This window comes from Pseudomonas sp. Marseille-P9899, assembly GCF_903166565.1.
GTDB classification, from domain to species: domain Bacteria; phylum Pseudomonadota; class Gammaproteobacteria; order Pseudomonadales; family Pseudomonadaceae; genus Aquipseudomonas; species Aquipseudomonas huaxiensis.
The window spans coordinates 773,132-792,753 of record NZ_CAESCG010000002.1 but is presented as its reverse complement, the minus strand read 5'-3'; the positions used below and the strand labels follow the sequence as shown (position 1 = coordinate 792,753).

At 62.3% G+C, this 19,622-nt stretch carries 15 protein-coding genes; 1 reads left to right on the top strand and 14 read right to left on the bottom strand.

Annotated features, from left to right (window positions below):
• Positions 1-257 precede the first annotated feature (257 nt).
• The 13 genes from HWV67_RS12930 to flgB form a co-directional block, all read right to left on the bottom strand.
• On the bottom strand, positions 258-3,845 hold the full coding sequence (locus HWV67_RS12930; protein ID WP_175651510.1) for a glycosyltransferase: 3,588 nt from the start codon (positions 3,843-3,845) through the stop codon (positions 258-260).
• 115 nt (positions 3,846-3,960) lie between these two features.
• A complete protein-coding gene (locus HWV67_RS12925; RefSeq protein WP_175651509.1) occupies positions 3,961-5,529 on the bottom strand; it encodes a flagellar hook-associated protein 3 in 1,569 nt (522 codons plus the stop codon).
• 13 nt (positions 5,530-5,542) lie between these two features.
• On the bottom strand, positions 5,543-7,600 hold the full coding sequence (gene flgK / locus HWV67_RS12920; protein WP_175651508.1) for a flagellar hook-associated protein FlgK: 2,058 nt from the start codon (positions 7,598-7,600) through the stop codon (positions 5,543-5,545).
• A 10-nt stretch (positions 7,601-7,610) separates the two neighbouring features.
• Positions 7,611-8,813: a flagellar assembly peptidoglycan hydrolase FlgJ gene (gene flgJ / locus HWV67_RS12915; protein ID WP_175651507.1), complete on the bottom strand. Its 1,203-nt coding sequence runs from the start codon at positions 8,811-8,813 to the stop codon at positions 7,611-7,613.
• A gap of 12 nt (positions 8,814-8,825) precedes the next feature.
• The gene (locus HWV67_RS12910) at positions 8,826-9,935 is read right to left on the bottom strand and encodes a flagellar basal body P-ring protein FlgI (protein WP_095156930.1); all 1,110 of its coding nucleotides are present in this window, start codon (positions 9,933-9,935) and stop codon (positions 8,826-8,828) included.
• Between the two features lie 12 nt (positions 9,936-9,947).
• Positions 9,948-10,643: a flagellar basal body L-ring protein FlgH gene (gene flgH / locus HWV67_RS12905; protein ID WP_175651506.1), complete on the bottom strand. Its 696-nt coding sequence runs from the start codon at positions 10,641-10,643 to the stop codon at positions 9,948-9,950.
• A gap of 33 nt (positions 10,644-10,676) precedes the next feature.
• The gene (flgG, locus tag HWV67_RS12900; RefSeq protein ID WP_095156928.1) at positions 10,677-11,462 is read right to left on the bottom strand and encodes a flagellar basal-body rod protein FlgG; all 786 of its coding nucleotides are present in this window, start codon (positions 11,460-11,462) and stop codon (positions 10,677-10,679) included.
• Positions 11,463-11,507: 45 nt separating this feature from the next.
• Complete coding sequence (locus HWV67_RS12895; RefSeq protein WP_110969461.1) at positions 11,508-12,248, bottom strand: flagellar basal body rod protein FlgF; 741 nt, start codon at positions 12,246-12,248, stop codon at positions 11,508-11,510.
• A 204-nt stretch (positions 12,249-12,452) separates the two neighbouring features.
• Complete coding sequence (locus HWV67_RS12890) at positions 12,453-12,632, bottom strand: hypothetical protein (RefSeq protein WP_175651505.1); 180 nt, start codon at positions 12,630-12,632, stop codon at positions 12,453-12,455.
• 90 nt (positions 12,633-12,722) lie between these two features.
• Complete coding sequence (gene flgE / locus HWV67_RS12885) at positions 12,723-14,054, bottom strand: flagellar hook protein FlgE (protein ID WP_110969462.1); 1,332 nt, start codon at positions 14,052-14,054, stop codon at positions 12,723-12,725.
• A gap of 30 nt (positions 14,055-14,084) precedes the next feature.
• Positions 14,085-14,807: a flagellar hook assembly protein FlgD gene (gene flgD / locus HWV67_RS12880; RefSeq protein ID WP_175651504.1), complete on the bottom strand. Its 723-nt coding sequence runs from the start codon at positions 14,805-14,807 to the stop codon at positions 14,085-14,087.
• A 15-nt stretch (positions 14,808-14,822) separates the two neighbouring features.
• Positions 14,823-15,263: a flagellar basal body rod protein FlgC gene (gene flgC / locus HWV67_RS12875; protein WP_009402938.1), complete on the bottom strand. Its 441-nt coding sequence runs from the start codon at positions 15,261-15,263 to the stop codon at positions 14,823-14,825.
• A 3-nt stretch (positions 15,264-15,266) separates the two neighbouring features.
• Positions 15,267-15,674: a flagellar basal body rod protein FlgB gene (flgB, locus tag HWV67_RS12870; RefSeq protein ID WP_095156923.1), complete on the bottom strand. Its 408-nt coding sequence runs from the start codon at positions 15,672-15,674 to the stop codon at positions 15,267-15,269.
• A gap of 382 nt (positions 15,675-16,056) precedes the next feature.
• On the opposite strand from flgB, the gene HWV67_RS12865 reads away from it, so the two are divergent.
• A complete protein-coding gene (locus HWV67_RS12865; protein WP_256680108.1) occupies positions 16,057-18,684 on the top strand; it encodes an autotransporter family protein in 2,628 nt (875 codons plus the stop codon).
• Between the two features lie 95 nt (positions 18,685-18,779).
• Here HWV67_RS12865 and cheR read toward each other — a convergent pair whose 3' ends face one another.
• Entirely contained in the window at positions 18,780-19,607 is an 828-nt protein-coding gene (gene cheR / locus HWV67_RS12860; protein ID WP_095156922.1) for a protein-glutamate O-methyltransferase CheR, read from the bottom strand.
• Between the last annotated feature and the right edge of the window lie 15 nt (positions 19,608-19,622).

The following is a 19,622-nucleotide window of genomic DNA, read 5'->3' as shown; positions in this document are numbered from 1 at the left end:
ATCCGCGAAGGGCCGCAAAGCGGCCCCAAAACCATCCCGCACGAGGTGGCTGTCTAAGTCCGGCATTTCTTTTGACTGCCGAGACACCTGAATGTAAGACCCGGGCCAGGCAGGAACAGAGTGCTGGATGGATTTGGGGCCGCTTTGCGGCCCTTCGCGGCGGTCCGGCGTCCGGTGAATCCGCTCCCACCGTTCGCGGTGACTCGACCTCCTGTATGCCATCTCTGCGGTTCGGCGCCACACTAATCACAACTCCGTCAGCTCGGCATCCACCCGTCATACCAGACCTGAATATTCTCCGGCCGCAACACGTAGTTGCGCATCACCTCGTCATGCAACTGGTCGCCCATTCGGTAGCTGGCATCGGGGTCGGCCAGGTGCATGCGGATCGCTTCCAGCCATTCCTCGGTGGAGTTGCTCTTGACCCGGGTGCACGGCAGGTAGCCGCGATAGGCCGCGGTGTCGGTGACGATCACCGGGTAACCGCAGGCACCGTACTCAAGCAGGCGCAAGTTACTCTTGCAGTCGTTGAAGATGTGGAATTCCAGCGGTGCCAGCGCCAGGTCGAGGTTGAGGCTGGTCAGCTTGGCCGGATAGGCCGACAGGCCCACCGGTGGATGGAACTCATGGATGTACGGCCGCAGGTCCGGCGGGCACATGCCGAAGAATACCCACTCGACCTCGTTGGCCAGGGTCTTGACCACATCGGCGATAACTTCCAGGTCGCCGGTGTGACTGGTGCCGCCACCCCAGCCAACCCGTGGCTTTTTCGAGGTGCGGCGCTGGCCACGGCGACCGACCCACAGTTCTTCGGCGAGCAAGTTGGGCAGCACGCGAATGTCGTGGTGGGTGTCGCGCAGGGCATCGGCCAGCGGCTCGGTGGAAACCACCAGGCGGTCGCAGCGGGCGATGCCGCGGCGCAGCGAGCCTTCGAGGTCGCGCGGGGTGTGTTTGAGGTGACCGTTCTTCTTCGGCACCTTGATCACGTAGTCATCCAGTTCGTAGATGACGAAGCCCTTGGAGTAGATCTTCAGCCGCTCGATTTCCTTGATGAAACCTTCGGTGTAACGGCCCTGGAGAATCACCACATCCGGCGAACTGCGTTCCAGCTCGACGCTGGTGGGAATCTCGAAATACTGCTGCTGGGTGACCCAGCCCGCCGCTTCCAGTTCGGTCAGCGGCTTGGTCACCCGGTAATGGCCGACCGCGGTCTTGTTCATCGGCAAGGCCAGCACGTGAGGCAGCGAGCGACCGAGGAACGGCAACCACCCTTCCTTGAGCCCAGGCTCCAGGCGGAAGGCCGAGCCCTTGAGGGTCAGGTTGATGTTGTAGGCCGGATCGCGGGCAATGATCGGCATCCAGTCGCGCTGGAACGCCTCATGCTGTTCGGCCAGGACCACCTGCCGCGCCGCTTCTTTCTGCGGATCCGGTGCCGGCCCCGGCGGGGTGTCCAGCACCAGCCGCGCACGCGGCGTCCAGACGCTGAGGTAACCGGCCTGACGCATGCGCAGGCTGAGGTCGACATCGCTGAACGCGGCGTTGAAGCGGGCGTCGTTCAAGCCGCCCAGCTCCAGGAACAGGTGCTTGCGCAGCAACACGCACTCGGCGCTGAGCACCGTGTAGTTCTGCGCCACTTGCAGGCGCTGCATGTAGCCGCCCGCCTGGACCATTTCACCCACGAACGGCGAATACACCGAGCCGCGCAGGCCCAGCACGCCACCCGCGTTGACCACCAGGCCCTCGGCGTTGCACAGCTCGGCGCCGACCATCCCCACTTCCGGGCGTTGGCCGTGGGCGAGCAACACGTCGAGCCAGTCGCCATCGGTGACAACGGTGAACGGGTTGAGCATCAGCAGGTAATCGCCACGGGCATGCTGCGCCGCCAGGTTCTGCTGCGCGGCGAACGAGGTTTCCTCGTCCAGCGACAACACCCGCAGGCGCTCGCCGCCCATCTGCGCCATGGCTGCCAGCCAGACGCGGGAGTCTTCGCGCTCACTGGCGTTGTCCAGCACCAGCACTTCGTAATGAGGGTAAGTGGTCTTGCCCAGCACGCTTTCCAGGCAGCGTTCCAGCGCGGCCACCTGGTCGCGGAAGCTGATGATCAGAGTGACCAGTGGCTGCGCGGCGTGCAGGTAGCGAATCTGGTTGATCGCACCGCCCGCTTCGTTTTCCAGGCGGTAGTCCAGGCCCAGACGCTGCAGGTGGGCCTGCAACACACGCGGGTTTTCCGCGACCACCGGCGCCGAGGACAGCCACGCGGCGTAGCCGAACGCGCACTCCACCAGCACTTCGGGAATGTGCTCGATGGTTTGCGGGCCGTGGCTTTCGACCAGACGCCACAGCAGGTCATGGGGCGCCAGTTCGCGATAGCCCGCGGCAAAGCCGCCAGCTGCGAGGAAATGCGTGCGGGAGAATGCCAGCACTCGGCCGGTGAAGGGATAGGCCCGTTGCAGGTCGAGGTTGAAATCAGGCTTGAACACTGGGTCCTGCGACTCGCCTTCCAGCAACCCGCCCTCGTCGCCATAGCAACAGGCAATCTGCGGCAAGCGCACCGCGCGCTCGGCCAGCAGCATCAGGCTGAATTCGCTCAGGCGGTCGCCCGCTCGCAGCAGATAGAACCAGTCGACGCCTTCCAGCTCGGGCAGCAGCTCATTGAGTTGCTGCCCCCAGTCCGCTTGCAGCGGGCGGCCGATCAGGCTGTCGTCGAGGCTGGACGCCACGCGAGCGCTGGACAGCACCAGCGTGCTGGCGGCGCCGTAGCATTGACGGTTGATACTCTCCACGGTGCGTTGCAGCGCCGGGCTGTCGCCTTCGGCATCGATCACCACCACGGCGATTCGCGGGCGCCAGTCCCAGTGTTCGCTCAGGCGCATCAACCGGCGCAGGACAAGGGGATCCTGGCGGCAGCCCAGCCACTTGCCATAGAGGTCGGCAAAGGTGTCGCTGTCGAAACCCACCTGCGATTCCTGGATCGCCTGCAAGCCGCGCAGCACGTGAACCAGGAACAGGTTTTCCCATGTCCGCGACACCACCCGGCCATCTACCGGCAACACATGAATCCGCGCCCAACCGGTGAAGCTCTCGGTGGCCGGCGGACGGGCAGCGAGCATGCTGCGCAGCCACTGCAGTTCGGCGACGCGTGCCGCCACCATCTGCGGTTGCTGGCGCAACTGGTCGGGGTGAATGCGCTCGATGCAGTGCATCTGCGCGGTCACCACCAGATTGCCGCGACGCAGCAGGCAGATGAACAGCGCGAAGTCGAGCAGCGCAACGAAGCCCGCCTGCACCAGTGCCGGCAGCAGTTCGTTGAGGTCGCTGGTGCGCATCAGGGTATTGCTGAAGCCACCGATGAAGTTCAGCGGATTGCTGTCGAAGAAATCCAGCAGGTCGTCGCCGTTGTAAACCGTGGCGCCCCAACTGAACCAGCTGTTTTCCAGGCGCTGGGACAGCGCGAAGTCCTGACCGTCGGCGAGGTTGCGGCGAGTGGTGACCAGGCTGACGTCTTCGTTGGCGAGGAACAGGCGCATCTCGCTGCTGATGCAATCGGCCATCAACCGATCGTCGTCGCAGAGGAATTGCACGTAGTCGCCCCGCGCCAGTTCCAGTCCCGCCAGCAGGTTGCCGCCCAGGCCCAGTGGCTGTGGGTTGCGCTGGTAGTAGAGCGGGCAGCGGGCGAGCGGGTCCAGTTCATCGACCAGCGCCTTGATTTCATCGCCGTCGCTATCGTCGCAGACGATGACTTCGAGGTTTTCGTAGTTCTGAGCCAGGGCACTGACCAGCGCCGCACGGAAGAAACGGGGATTGCAGGCGGGAATGACGAGACTGACAAGAGGCGCTGGGTTCACGACGAAGACTCTCGACCGGTGACTGCCCTCGGAGGAAATTCAGAACAGTCTGGACCGTGGGGATAAGGGAGGCGACCCGCCGTCCCGAACGAACGGGACGGCGGGCATGCAGCAGTTACAGAACCTTGAACAGGCTCAACTGGCTAACGCGGCTGAAGGCCATTTGCGAGGCTTCAAGCATGGTCTTTTGCAGGGTCAGGCGGGTCATCACCTCGGCCGGATCGGAATCACGAATCGACGACTGGGTGGAGGAGTTGGCAATGCTCAGGCTTTCGTTGGCCAGCTCTTGCAGGTCCAGCGCCTTGCCCCGTGCACCGATCGAGGTGACGGTGTAAGCCACTTGGTTCTGCCCGCTGCCGATGTTGGCGATGGCCGAGTCGAGTGCGGCGCGCAGTTCCTGCGAGGCCTTTTCGCTGCCGTCGATCGGCTTCTCCAGCGCCTGGCGCAACTGGCTGACGGTGTCGAGGATGTTCTGGGTATGGTGCTTGTTGACCGTCACGCTGTACTGCTCACCGTCCACCGGCGTAGCGCTGAAATCGAACTTGACCCCGGCGGCGGTGACGGAGGTAGCACCCGCCGCCACCGTACCGCTGGCGACCGGACGGCTGCCGGAGGACAGCGGCTGGGCATAAAGCTCATAGTTGCCGCCAGTGGCGAACTTGATCACCGCACCTTCCGGGAAAGACTTGGCGTAGAGGTCCGCGTCGACCACCGAGGTACCGGTCATCTGCACGCCGGAACCGTTGCCTGGGCTTGCGGTGCCAGTGATGGTGTCCGGCTTGGACTGCAGGGTGAACTGGTGACCCGTGATCAACGCGTCGGTCTCGCCGCTCTTCAGGTTGAAGTTCAACTTCAGGTCGACACCGCGGAAGCTCACCGCGACCCCGCCGGCAGTGGTTGAGTTGAACACGCCGGCGCCGGTTGCTTCGGAGGTGTAATCGTTGCCCGCCTGGTCCTTGATCGAGAACTGGGTCGGGCTGACCATGGTGATGACGTACGGCTCGTCGGCACGGAAGGCATCGTTGTAGTTGATATCAGCGGACACCTGGCCATTGGACAGCGCCACCCGTACATCCGCAGGGTTGGTCGGCGAGGTGACAGTGGTCTGGGTGCGGCTGGTGTTCAGCGCTTGCTGGAAGGTCGCCCAGCCGCTGTCGTTGCCAGCCATGGTCAGCATGTCGCCGACTTGCAGTTGCAGTTGGGTCTGGTCGCCCTGGTAGCTGTAGGTGCCATCGGCGTTGCGCACGAACGGCTGGGTGTCACCCTTGGAACCGGAGAACAGGTACTGACCGTTCTCATCGCGGGTGTTCATCAGGCTCAGCAACTGCTCTTCGAGCTTGCCCAGTTCAGTGGCAGTGGCTTTACGCTCGGTGTCGGTGAAGCCTGCGTTACCCGCGCCCAGCGCCAGTTCGTTGACCCGCTGCAGGATGGTGTTGATCGAGTTGAGCGTGGTCTCGGACTGACTCAGGCTGTTGCGAATCATGCCGGTGTTGGTGTCGTACTGGGCCAGCATCGAACTCTGGTGATCGAGCTGCAACAGACGGGCCGCGCCCACCGGATCGTCAGCGGCGGTACGCACGCGGATCAGGTCGCTGGCCTCTTCGCCGGTCTTCACCACGTTGGAGTAGTTCCGCTGATAGTTGGAAGCGCTGGTTTCGTAATACTGGGAAGTAGAAATACGCACGGTCTACGACTCCTTAAAGAGCACTGATCAGCGTGGAAAACATTTCCTGCGCCGCTTTGATGATCTGCGACGAGGCGGTGTAGTACTGCTGGTACTTGACCAGGTTGCCGGCTTCTTCATCCAGCTGCACGCCCGACAGCGAGTCGCGGGAGGCCTTGGCCTGGGTCAGGATGGCAGTGGTCGCCGAGCTGTCCATCTGAGCCTGCTTGGTCTTGGCACCAACGCTTTCCACCAGTTTGCCGTAGGCATCGGTCAGGCTGACGCCCTTGGTAGCGCTGCCGACATCGACGGTCTGGGCTTTTTGCAGTTCGAGCAGCGACAGGCCGTTACGGTTATCCGAGGAGCCTGCGCCGGTCAGGGCAATGCTGTAGCTGTCGTTTTTCTTCGGCGAGCCGGCGACATCGATCTGGAAGCTGAAGGTTTTCTGGACGCCGTTGGCATCTTCGATTGCCGCACCGTTGGCATCGACCATCGGTACGTTGATCTGCAGGGTGTTGTTCTGGCCAGGCACGAAGGTGCCGCTGCCAATCGGGTCGCCCTTGGAGTCGACCACCGAGTAGGTCTGCGGAGTGACAGTTTCATCACCGAACACCAGGCGCACAGGCGTCGAGTACTTGATGCCGTTCTGCAATTCAAGGCGCTGGGCCGGGTCGGCGATATCCAACACCGATTTCAGCACCGGCTGGGTGATCACGCCGGTACCGGTGTTGCTGCCACCGGTCGTCGCCGTCAGCGGTGCGGCCACGGCCAGGCGCTTGGAGTCGGTCATCACCACTTCGAGGGACGCGGCAGCGTTGCGGGTCGGGGTGATCTTGAAGCTGTCGCCGGCTTTGACCGTACCGCCATTCAGGTCGAGGCTGAAGCCGTCGATCACTGCGGGTGGATCGTCATTGATGTTGAAGGTGCCCATGTTGGTGTTATCGGGCAGCTTGCGAACGATGAAACTGCCCGCGGTCGGCTGGTCGGTGATGGTCACCTGGTAGTCGCTGGTGGTCAGCCGGCCAGTGTCCTTGATCACCACGTTGAGGTTGGTCGAGCTGGCATCGTTGCCGGTCATGGCAATGCTGCGCCCGACCATCGCCGCCGCGCTGTTGATATCGCTGAACAGGGCCGCGCCGAACTCGCCGTTCTTGTCGATGCCCTGGGCCAGCTGCGAGTTCATCTTCTCGGCCATGACCAGCGCGATACGACCAATCTCGTTCTGCGCAGGCACCAGGGTCTCGGTGCGATAGCGCAGCAGACCGCCGATTTCGCCACCGGTGAGGGAGTTGGTCACATCGATGGTGGAGTTGTTGTAGCTGAGCTTGATCGACACCTGGCTCGGGTCGGTGGTGCTGGTCACGGTGCTGAGGGTGTTGACGGAGGTCCCCAGTACCAGCGACTGGCCGTTGGCCAGGGTAATGTCGATGTTGCCGTTGCGCTGGCTGGTCTGCACGCCTACCAGCTCGGACAGCTGGCGAACGGTCTCGTCGCGCTGGTCCATCAGGTCGTTGGGCTGGCCATTGAGGGCCGCCACCTTGGCGATCTGGTCGTTGAGCGAAGCAACGGTCTTGGCCAGGTTGTTGACCTGTTCGGTCATCGACTTCAGGTTGCCGTTGATGTTGCTGTTCTGTTCCTTGAACTGCGCGGCAATGGTGTTGAAGCGGTTGGTCAGGTTCTGCGCGTTGGTCAGCAGCAACTGCCGCGAAGCATCGTCGTTGGGCTTGGCGGAAAGGCCCTGCAGCGACGTGAAGAAGTTGGTCAGCGCGCCGGTGACACCAGTGTTGGCGTCGGACAGCAGGTTGTCCACCGAGGTGATCTGGCTCAGGTACGACGCGGCATCGCTGTTGAGCGAGGTGCTGGTCTGCAATTGGTTGTCGAGGAAGGCGTTGTACACCCGGCGCACGTCAGCCAGGGTGGTACCGGTACCGATGAACACCTGGCCATAGCGGACCGAGCCGTTAGTGGTCTGGACGTTCTGCTGGCGCGAATAGCCCGCCACATCGGCATTGGCGATGTTGTTACCCGTGGTATGCAGCCCCGATTGAGCGGCCCCAAGCCCCGACATCCCGATACTGATCAAACTCGCCATGGTTCAAACCTTATAGTTTCGTAGTTGCGCCAATCGCCGCGTAGCTATCGTACGACTTCATCTGTTTTGCGATCTGCGAGATCTTGCTGGCGTAATCCGGGTCGGTTGCGTACCCGGCTTTTTGCAGCTCTCGCACAAACTGTTCTGGGTTATCGGCCGACTTCACCGCTTCTTGATAGCGGCTGTTGTTCTGCAACAGGCTGACCAGATCGTGGAAGCTGTCCTGGTAGGAGTCGTAGGAACGGAACGCCGCCGTTTCCTTGACGAACTGGCCATCGCGGAATTCGCTGGTGATCGCCCGCGCCGAATCGCCCTGCCAGTTACCGGTGGCCTTGATGCCGAACAGGTTGTGGCTGCTGCTGCCATCGGAGGAACGCATGACCGACTTGCCCCAGCCGGTTTCCAGCGCAGCCTGGGCCACCAGGTAGCGCGGATCGATACCGATGCGCTTGGCGGCCTGCTCGGCCATCGGCAGCATGGTGCTGACGAATTCGTCGCTGGACGAGAACGCTTTTTTCGCCGGTGCCAGCGGTGGCTGGGCCACGGCACGACCGTAGACCTGCATCGAATTCGGCGCTGCGAAACTCTTCGCCGGCTCCCAGTCGCCCTTGACCACCGCATCGGTGGCGGCGGTGGTGCGCTGCGGCAGCGCGGCGGTGTTGGTGGTGGCAGCGGCAGCATCGGCGGACGGCACGATACCCGCCAGCAGGCGGTCGGTCAGCTTGCCCGGCAACGCCAGGCGTCGGGAGTTGAGCGCGGCCACATCGTTGCGGGTGGTGCCGGTTTCTTCGGCATTTCGGACCGGCTCGGCCACTTTGCTCGCCCACAGCGCACGTTGCTGCACATCGACCCGCGGGAACGGGCTGGTGTTGACGCTCACGCCCTTCTGCTTGGACAACTGGCGCATCAGCACGTCCTGCAGACCAATGCCGCCGCCCTCGCGGGACAGGCTGACCGACAGTTGCTGGTCGTACATCTGCTGGTACTGCTTGGTGGTTTCGGTGTTGAGCGGGTTGTCCTTGGCCAGCACATCGGTGGCCGAACGCACGGACTTGAGCATTTCGTTGAGGAACAACGACTCGAATTCCTGCGCCACCTTGCGCAGGTTGCCTTCGCTGTCGCGGTCGCCGACCTTCATCGAGTTGAGGCGATTGAGGTCGGTGTAGGCACCGCTATCGGTGGCGCTGTAGTTGGTGCTTTTTGGCATGTCCATACGCGCGAGGCCTCAGATCACGATCAGGTCGGCCTGCAAGGCGCCGGCCTGTTTCAGGGCTTCGAGGATTGCCATCAGGTCGCTCGGCGCGGCGCCGACCTGGTTGACGGCACGGACGATCTCGTCAAGCGTGGTGCCCGGGCCGAACTTGAACATCGGCTTGGCTTCCTGCTCGGCATTGACCCGCGAGCGTGGTACCACGGCAGTCTGGCCGTTGGAGAACGCGCCCGGCTGGCTGACGATCGGGTCTTCGGTGATGGTCACGGTCAGGCTGCCGTGGGTCACTGCGGCCGGCGACACCTTGACGTTCTGCCCGATGACGATGGTGCCGGTACGCGAGTTGATGATGACTTTGGCCACCGCCTGACCCGGATCGATCTCAAGGTTCTCGAGGATCGACAGGTAATCGACCCGCTGCCCCGGATCCAGCGGCGCGGTGACCCGCACCGAACCGCCATCCACCGCCTGGGCAACGCCCGGGCCGAGCAGTTCGTTGACCTTGTCGACGATGCGCTTGGCCGTGGTGAAGTCCGGACGGTTGAGGTTCAGGGTCAGGCTGTTGCCCTGGTTGAAACCGCTCGGCACGGCCCGCTCCACCGAAGCACCGCCGGGAATGCGACCGGCCGACGGCACGTTGACGGTGATCTTCGAGCCGTCGCGACCTTCGGCGTCGAAACCGCCCACCACCAGGTTGCCCTGGGCGATGGCGTAGACGTTGCCGTCGATACCCTTGAGCGGCGTCATCAGCAGGCTGCCGCCGCGCAGGCTCTTGGAGTTACCGATGGAGGACACGGTAATGTCGACCACCTGGCCCGGCTTGGCGAACGGCGGCAGGTCTGCATGAATCGACACTGCGGCGACGTTCTTCAACTGCACGTTACCCGAGCCGGCCGGCACCTTGATGCCGAACTGCGAGAGCATGTTGTTGAAGGTCTGCAGGGTAAACGGGGTCTGGGTGGTCTGGTCACCCGTACCGTTCAGGCCCACGACCAGGCCGTAACCAATCAACTGGTTGGAGCGCACGCCGGAAATGCTGGCGATGTCCTTCAGGCGCTCGGCGTGGGCGCTGAACGCCGCACTGAGCAGAAGGGTCGCGGCAAGCAGTTGCTTGAAGTTGAACATGGGCATCCGGACCTAGAACGGGAAAAGCGGGCTGAGGAAGAAGCGGTCGAACCATCCCGGCTGGCTGGCGTCGGCGAAGGAACCGGTTCCCGAATAGGTGATGCGCGCATCGGCGACCCGGGTCGACGGCACGGTGTTGTCGGTGGCGATGTCGTCGGCGCGAACCATGCCGGCGATGCGTACCAGTTCGTCACCGGTATTGAGCGTCATCCATTTCTCGCCGCGCACGGCAATGATGCCGTTGGGCAGCACGTCGGCCACGGTGACCGTGATCGAGCCGGTCAGGGTGTTGCCCTGGGCCGCCTTGCTGTCGCCTTTGGTGGTGCGGTCGCCGCTGTAGCCGGCGCTGAGGCTCAGGTCGTTGCTGCCGATCGGGTTGTTGGTGGTCAGGCTCGAACCGAACAACGAGGTCAGGCCCAGCTCGGCATTGCTGTTCTTGCCGATCTGCGAGTTGGCGTTCTTGCTGGCCTGGGTGCGCTCGTTCAGGGTGATGGTGATGATGTCACCGACCCGGAACGCCTTGCGGTCGCTGTACAGGTTCTGCTCGAAACCGGCCTGGTAGATCGAGCCGTTGTTGGCCGCCGCCGGCAGGGGCGTACGCGGCAATACCGGCGCGTAGTACGGATCGTTGGGCTTGGGCGTCGGCGCGACGCAACCAGCCAGCAACACCGCCCCCCCCAGGGCGAATACGGATAGCAAACGGCTCATGACTCTGACCTCACGGTGTAACAGCTACTTCAATTACAGGTTCTGGGTAACGTACGAGAGCATCTGGTCGGCGGTGGAAATGACCTTGGAGTTCATTTCGTAGGCGCGTTGGGTGGTGATCATGTTGACCAGCTCTTCCACGGTGCTGACGTTGGAGTTTTCCAGGGTTTGCTGCAGGGTGGTGCCGAAGCCGTTGAGGCCCGGGGTACCGATCTGCGGCGCGCCGCTGGCGGCGGTTTCCAGGAACAGGTTGCCACCCATGGCCTGCAGACCGGCCGGGTTGATGAAGTCGGCGGTCTGGATGTTGCCGATGACCTGTGCGGCAGGGCTGCCGGCGGTGGTGATCGACACGGTGCCGTCCTGGCCAACGGTGAAGGTCTGCGCATCTGGCGGCACGACAACAGCCGGTTCCAGGGCGAAGCCGTTGGCAGTCACGACCTGGCCATCGGAGTTCAGGTGGAAGGTGCCGTCACGGGTGTAGGAAACGGTGCCATCCGGCTGCAGAACCTGGAAGAAACCACGGCCGTTGACCGCGAGGTCCAGCGGGTTCTCGGTGGTTTGCAGGCTGCCGGTCATGAAGTTTTTCTGGGTGCCGACGATGCGCACACCGGTACCGACCTGCAGACCCGACGGCAGTTCGCTGTCCTGGGTCGACTGGGCACCTGGCTGGCGCTTGACCTGATAGAGCAGGTCCTGGAACTCGGCGCGATCACGTTTGAAACCGGTGGTCGAGACGTTCGCCAGGTTGTTGGAGATGACGGTGAGGTTGGTGTCCTGGGCGGACAGACCGGTTTTACTGACCCAAAGAGCCGGAAGCATGCTGTTCTCCTCGTACGCCTGTTTTACGGCGCTACGCCTGTGTAATTAGCTGATTTGCAAAACCCGAGCCATGGCTTCGTCGCCTTCCTTGGCCGTGTTCATCATCTTGACGTGCAGTTCGAACTGCCGGGCCAGGGCGAGGACCGAGGTCATCTCTTCCACGGCATTGACGTTGCTCGCCTCCAGGAAGCCGGACACCACCTGCACATTGGCATCGGCGTCGGCAGGCTGGCCGCTCTTGGTATGGATCAGGCCATCGAGGCCTTTGGTCATGGTCTTCAGGTCCGGATTGACCAGCTTGATCCGGTCAACCTCAGCCATCACCCGCGGGCCTTCGCCCATGGCGCGGATGCTGATGGTGCCGTCCTGGCCGATCTCGACCTTCTGCTCAGGCGGCACGGCGATCGGACCACCGTTGCCCATCACCGGCATGCCATTGCCGGCGCGCAGGACACCAACGGCGTCAATGTTCAGGCTCGCGGTACGCACATAGGCTTCGCTGCCGTCGGGCGCCTGCACGGCAATGAAACCGTCGCCGCCGATGGCAACGTCCATGTCACGGCCGGTTTCCTGCAGCGCACCGGGGCTGAAATCGGTCGCCGGGCGCTCGGTCATGGCATAGGCCCGCGCCGGAAAGCTGTCACCGAAAACCGGCATCGAACGCGCCTGCTCCAGGTCACGCTGAAAACCGCTGGTGGAAATGTTCGCCAGGTTGTTGGCGTGGGCCCGCTGGGCCAGCGCGTTCTGGCTGGCGCCGGTCATGGCCACGTATAGCATCTTGTCCACAGTCATCCTCCGCTGCGCTGGCGAACACTTGCCGTTCACCGCTGCTCTGGCACGGTGAAGCAATTTTCGAACCAATTAATGAAACGAGTGCAAAAGCCCAGTGTTTTCGGGGCTTTGTCGATTGAGGGTCGTTTCAGGGAGAGAGAGAAAGACAAATTATCGGCGGCAGGCTGCCGCTGGCGGCAAGATCCCGCCCCCGGACATTCAGGGACGGCACCCGGCATTGCTGAAGGGCCCGGCAAATTGCCTCCAGCCCTCGCCCGGCGAATGCTGCGAACACACCAGACGCCCGTCGGCCTGGCTTTCCCAGCGGTACCAGGGCGCCATTGCCGCCCAGGACTGGGCCGCCAACAGTACCAGCACAAGACACAGGGATCGCTTCATCACATACCTCCGAAAACAACGAACCCCCGCCCGGACCGGGAAGGGGCTCGCGTAACACTCAGGGCACCGGATGAACCGGCGCCACCGCCATCAGGTCATCTGGATGATGGTCTGCATGATGGAGCTCTGAGTGGAGATGGTCTTGGCGTTGGCCTGGTAGTTGGACTGCGCCTTCACCAGCTCGACCAGTTCCTGGGTCAGGTTGACGTTGGACTCTTCCAGGGAGTTGGACTGGATCGAACCCAGGGTGCCGGTCTTCGGCGTGTCGACGCCAGGAATGCCCGACGCGTAGGTTTCTTTCCAGCGCGTGCCGCCCTGCTGCTGCAGACCCTGCTCGTTGGCGAAGCTGGCAATTGCCACCTGGCCAATGGCGCGAGACTGCTGGTTGCTGAAGCTTGCGAACATGACGCCGGTGGAGTCGATGCTCAGGCTCGACAGGATACCGGTGGCATAGCCGTCCTGGGACTGCGACAGGCGCGCGGTCTCGGTGTTGTAGGAGGACGTCGAGTTCATGTCCACGCGGATGCCGTCGGCATTGCCGACCGAACCGTTCGGGCTCCAGGTACCGGTAGTAGCGTTGTACGCCGACGGAATCCAGCCCTTCAGGGTGAAGACGTTGTTGACCACCGCGAAGCTGTCATCCGGAGCGGTCGTACCGGTCATGGTGTTGATGGTGCCATCGGACTTGAAGGTCATGCTACCCACCAGCGGCGTGGTGCTCGCCGGGTTCTGCGGGTTGCGACCGTCGACCAGGGTGTACATGGTCCAGGTGTTCTGATCGGTCTTGCGATAGTACTGCTCCATGGTGTGTTTATTACCCTGGCTATCGTAGATCTCGGTCGAGAACTTCTTGTTGTACGTGGTCTCGTCGGTTGGCACGAAGGTCGGGCCGGCCGGCGTTGCGGTCGGCAGCGGAATGCTGTCGGCCGAGGAGTTCAGGTTGATGCCCTGGTCGATCAGGCTGGTGGCCTTCGGTGCCAGTGCCGAGGTGTCGATTTTCAGGTCGGTAAGACCGGACTTGAGGATGGTGCCGTTTTCGTCTGCGGCATAACCCTGCAGGCGTACGCCGTCGTTGGTGACGACGTAGTTGTCCTTGTTGGTCTGGAAGGCGCCGGAACGGGTGTAGCTCAGCGAACCGTTGTCGCTGAGGATGAAGTAACCCTGACCCTGGATACCCATGTCCAGCACGTTGCCGGTGTTGTTGATGTCACCCTGGCCGAACTGTTGCGAGACCGCAGCCAGACGCACGCCGTTACCGACGGTCTTGCTGCCGACGCCCAGCTTGCTGGCCGAGTAAACGTCTTCGAACTCCGCGCGGGAGGATTTGAAACCGGTGGTCGCGACGTTGGCAATGTTGTTGCCGGTAACGTCGAGCTGCTTGCTGGCTGCATAGAGACCGCTAAGGCCGATATTGAAAGACATCTTTCCACTCCTGTGCCGCGTTAGCCGGCTCTATATACCGATGGTTTGGACTTTGGACAGCGCGACGCTGCCCTGACCGGCGAGGTTCAACATCATCTCGCCCCCTGTCTGACTGATGGTGACGCTGCTGACCGTGGCCGGCAGCAAGGTGTACATTTCCATGGCCTTGCCATCGACAGTGGTGGTGGCCTTGAAGTTGTAGGTCCCCGGCGAAAGCACTTCGCCACTTCCGTTCTTGCCGTCCCAGACGAACGCGGCATTGCCGGCCGCTTGTGCACCCATGTCGATGGTACGCACGACGTTGCCGTCCTTGTCGGTGATGGAGAGCGTGACACTGCTCACCGACTGCGGCACCACGACCGAACCGCTCAGGCTCTTGGTGGTATCGACCACTGCCTTGTCGGTCTGGGCGATCACCGAGCGACCCACCAGCGACGACGCCTGCAGCGCCTGCGACGATTTGTAGTTGCCGGAAATCGCGGTCACCGACTCGTTAAGCGAGGTGATGCCTTCCAGGCTGCTGAACTGCGCCAACTGAGCGACGAACTCGCTGTTGTCCTGCGGATCGAGCGGGTTCTGATGCTGCATCTGGGTAACCAGCAACTGCAGGAACGCATCCTTGCCCAGCGTCTTACCGCCGGTCGAGCTGTTGGTAGCGGAGGCGACACCCGTTTGAGTCGTCGTGGTCTTCGCCGACGCCTTGATGACGTCGTTCAGGTTAACTCCTGCGGTTGTATCGTTGACGCTGGCCATTGGCGTGGTCCTTTATCACTGACCCAGGGTCAGAACTTTCTGCATCATGGTCTTGGCCGTGTTCATCAACTCGGCGTTGGTCTGGAAGGAACGACTGGCCGAAATCATGTCGGCCATTTCCTCGACGACATTGACGTTCGGGTAGTAGACGTAGCCGTCCTTGTTCGCCGCCGGATGGTTCGGCTCGTAGCGGGCTTCGAGATTGCTCTGGTCCTCGACCACGCCAAGCACCTGCACGCCCTGCCCTGCCGCATCCTGGTCCTGGAACAGCGACTGACTGCCGTTCTGGGCCTGCTGGAAGGTGGTGGCGAACACCGGGTGACGGGCGCGATAGGTCTGGTCGATGCTCGACGAGACGGTCTCGGCGTTGGCGATATTCGAAGCGACGGTGTTCAGACGGGTGGTCTGGGCGCTCATGCCGCTACCGGCGATGTTGAAAACACTGGCGAGGGACATGGATTACTCTCCGCGCAGGGCCGAAACCAGCCCTTTGAATTTACTGTTGAGCAGCGTGAAGCTGGCCTGGAAACCGACCGAGTTCTCGGCGTAGCTCGATTGCTCAAGCTGCGCATCGACGGTGTTCTGGTCGATCGACGGCTGCATCGGCGTGCGGTATTGCAGCGCTTCGTCGCTGAGGGTCACGCCTTCGGCTTCGATGTGCTTGGAGTTGGTCCGGTCCAGGGCGAAGTGGCCGTTCTTGACCTTGTCGGTCTCGGCCTGCAGAACGGACGAGAAGTCCATGTCCCGCGCCTTGAAGTTCGGCGTATCGGCGTTGGCGATGTTGTTGGCCAGCACTTCGGCGCGCTGGGCGCGGAAGCCGAGGGCCTTTTCATGGATGCCAAGCGCTTTGTCGAAACTGATGCTCATGTCGGGGAAACCTTCGAAGGTTGGCCGGATGGTTCGTTGCCGATGAAAGAGCAAGTCCCATGCCAAAACACTAAACCCCAGTAAAACCGGGGCTTTTGCTGAAATGCCGCAGGCGGCAATGCCAGAAAAGCGGCAATGGATTTCCGCCTGCCGCCAGCAAAGCGGCAATGCCGCGAGTTGCCGCTTGCCGATGGCCGCCGCTGAAAGGGTCCTTTTGTGGCAACCAACCTCACGGAAAGCTGGCGTCAAAAGGATGTCATTTTAATGGCAGGTTCGTTACCATCCGCCGCGCTCGTTGCGTGGCTCTAGCGCCGCCATTACCAGCCAGGCCTGCACCACGCAAGGACGCACCGTGACTCCAAAGACGTTTAAGGAATGAACTGTGGCCTCCCCGATTTTCCGCAAGACCCTGCTCGCCCTGGCGGTAACCGCCACCACCCTGCCCGCCTGGGCACAGACCGTGCAGCTGACCAATGCCGGTTTCCTCAGCGAACGCCAGACCTACAGCGAAAACCTCGAAATCACCGGCACCTACACCGGCGGTAGCGACGAGGACGCCATCGAATTCAATGGCAGCCACCTGCAGAAAGACCTGATCCTCAACGCCACTATCAATAGCACCGGCGACTTCGCCGGCGGCGTGGACATGGATGTCTACGAAGACGGCAATATCTGGATCAACAACCGCATCGACGGCAGCGTCATCAACAAAGGCAGCATCAGCGCGATCGGCGGCGGCGCCAACGCCCTGATGATCGACCCGGCCATCATCGGCGGCAGCGTGATCAACGAAGGCCTGCTGCTGGCCAAAGGTGAACCCCTGACCGACGATGGCGGCACCGACGTGGCCCGCGCCATCGACATGAGCGGCTCGACCACGATCAAGGGCGACCTGGTGAACGCCGCGACCGGCCGCATCATCGCCGAAGGCCGTGACGCCAAGGGCATCAACCTGGAAGGCGGAGAGATCGTCGGCAAAGTCATCAACCGCGGCCTGATCCAGGTCACCGGTGCAGGCGCCACCGCCATCGACGTCACCTCGAACGAGCGCTGGCCGCAGGTCGACATGACCGACCTGGCCGGCATCGAGAACCACGGCACCATCATCGCCAGCGGCGACGACGCTGAAGGCATCCGCATCGATGGCGCCAGCTTCACCAGCGAAGAAAATCATCTGATCAACACCGGCACGATCCAGGCTACCGATGCAGCCATCGTTATTGGCGGGTTTGACCTCGACCTGGAAAACGACCCAACCGGTCAACGCGGTCAATACACTCCGCTACGGATCATCAACAGCGGCAAACTGATCTCCGAAGATGAAGCCGTCGACGCCAGCGAAAGCCGCGGCCGCGTTACTCTGGTGCTGCAGAACGGCAGCCAGGTCGTCGGCAACCTGATCGACCTGTCCAACGTAGGCGTGCTCGGCAATGTCGACTTCACCGGCACCAGCGCCGAGGCCGATGGCTACAACATCCGCATGAAAGACACCGGCAGCTGGTTCGAAGTGGGTGATGCGCCAGGCAATCCGACATCGCAACTGAACCTGCTCGGCACGCACACCAGCCTCTACGGCAACCTGTACATGGCCACCAACTCGACACTGGGCCTGAACCTGAGCAGCGCCACCAACCCGGATGTCGCGGTGTTGAGCGTCACCGGCATCGCCGAGTTCGACAAGAATGTGAAGGTCCTGCTGTCCGCCCAAGGCGAAGATTTCTCCGCCAATGGCAGCACTTACAAGTTGATCGAAGCCGGCCGGATCGATTTGCTGGACGAAAACGACAAAATCGACCCGAACGCCAAGTTCAACCTGGCCAGCTCCTCGGCCCTGCTGAAAATCGACAGCTACAGCGTCGAGAACAACACCCTGGTGGCTACCGTCACTGGCAAGGGCAAGGAAGAAGTCGAGCAGATCATCGTCGGCAACGGCGGTTCGGCCAATAGCCAGAAAGCCATTGGCAGCCTGGTCAACGACGGCGTGATCAACCGCATCCGCCAGCAGAACCCGAACGACCCGCTGCTGCAGGCCCTGCTCAACACCGACGAAGCGCAACTGACTCAACTGGCCGAGCAACTGTCGCCAGAAGTGAACGGCGGCGCCACCCAGGCTGCAACCACCAGCCAGAGCCTGGTCAGCAACGTCACCGGCAGCCGCACCAGCAGCCTGCGCGGCGCATCGTCCGGCGAAGGCTTCAAGGAAGCCGGCGTCTGGGTTCAGAGCCTGTACAGCGACGCCTCGCAAGACCTGCGTGACGGCGTGGCCGGCTACAACGCCTACAGCCGCGGTATCGCGGTGGGTGCTGACGGCAAGTTGAACGACCAGGTGACCCTGGGTCTGGCCTACAGCTTCATCAACACCGACGTGAACGGCAAAAGCGGCAACAAGACCGAAGTCGACAGCCACGCCTTCACCCTGTACGGCGGTTACGAGCTGGGCAACTACTTCGTCGATGCCAGCCTGACCTACGGCGTCAACGACAACGACAGCAAACGCAGCATCGCCGGCACCCAGGCCAAGGCCAGCTATGACAGCGACCTGCTGGGTCTGAACCTGGTCGGCGGTTACACCTGGAAAATCAGCCCGCAACTGCTGGTCGAACCACGTATGGCCGCGCGTTACAGCCAGGTGAACATCGACGGCTACCGCGAGAAGGGTTCTTCGGCCGCATTGAAAGTCGAAGACCAGCGCTACGAAGCCATCGAACTGGGCGCAGGCGTCCGGGTTGCCGGCAGCTACGCACTGGGCGCCGGCACGCTGGAGCCGCAGGTCAAGCTGATGGCTTATCACGACTTCGCCGCCGACCAGTCCAGCAGCACCTCGACCTTCCTGCTGGGCAATACGCCGTTCGTGACCACCGGCGCCAAAGCCGTACGCAACAGCTACGAAGCCGGTATCGGTACCGACTACAAGCTAGGCGCAGTGACTCTGGGCGTGAACTACGACTACGTCGGCAAGTCGGGCTTCGACGCTGACGTGTTCAGTGCCAAGGTTCGTTACGACTTCTGATGCCGGTTGCGGTCAGTTGAAATGAAAAAGCCCCCGGTCGCGAGACCGGGGGCTTTTCATTTGGTGCGGTTCAGAACAGCAACCGACAATCCCGCTTACTTGGCCTGGTAGATGATGCCCGGACTGCACTGGACCATCTGGTAATGGTCCGGCAGGCCGTTCAGCGCCTCGGAGGCGCCGAGGAACAGGTAGCCACCTGGCTTCAGCGTTGCATGGATGCGAGTCAGGATGTCTTTCTTGACCTGCGCCGAGAAGTAGATCAGCACGTTGCGGCAGAACACCACGTCGAACTTGCCCAGCGCAGCGTAGCTGTCGAGCAGGTTGAAGGAGCGGAACTCCACGCGGCTGCGGATCGGCGCCTTGATCGCAAAGCGGCCTGCGCCCTTGGGATCAAAATAGCGTTGCAGGCGTTCCTGGGACAGACCGCGCGCGATCGCCAGGCTGTCGTACTCGCCGGTTTTGCAGTTGGCCAGCATCGCACCGGAAAGATCGGTCGCCACAATCTGCGCGCCCGCTTTCATTTGGCCGAGGTTGCCACGCTCGAACTCGTCGAGGGTCATGGAAATCGAATACGGCTCCTGACCGGACGAGCAGGCCGCCGACCAGATGCGCAGGCGCTGACCCGGGTTGTTGCGGACCAACTCCGGCAACACCTTGTTCTTCAGCACTTCAAAGGGATAGGTATCGCGAAACCAGAGCGTTTCGTTGGTGGTCATGGCATCAACCACCTGCTCGCGCAAACCGCTGCGCGGCTGGTTCTGGATGCGCTGTACCAGTTCGGTCAGCGTCTTGATGCCCTGCTGTTCCATCAGCTTGTTGAGACGGCTGGAAACCAGGTACTGCTTATTTTCGCCCAGCAGGATGCCACAGGCTTTTTCCAGGAAGACCCGGAACTGCTCGAAATCCAAATTACCCGTAGACAATGGTGCCGCCTCTTA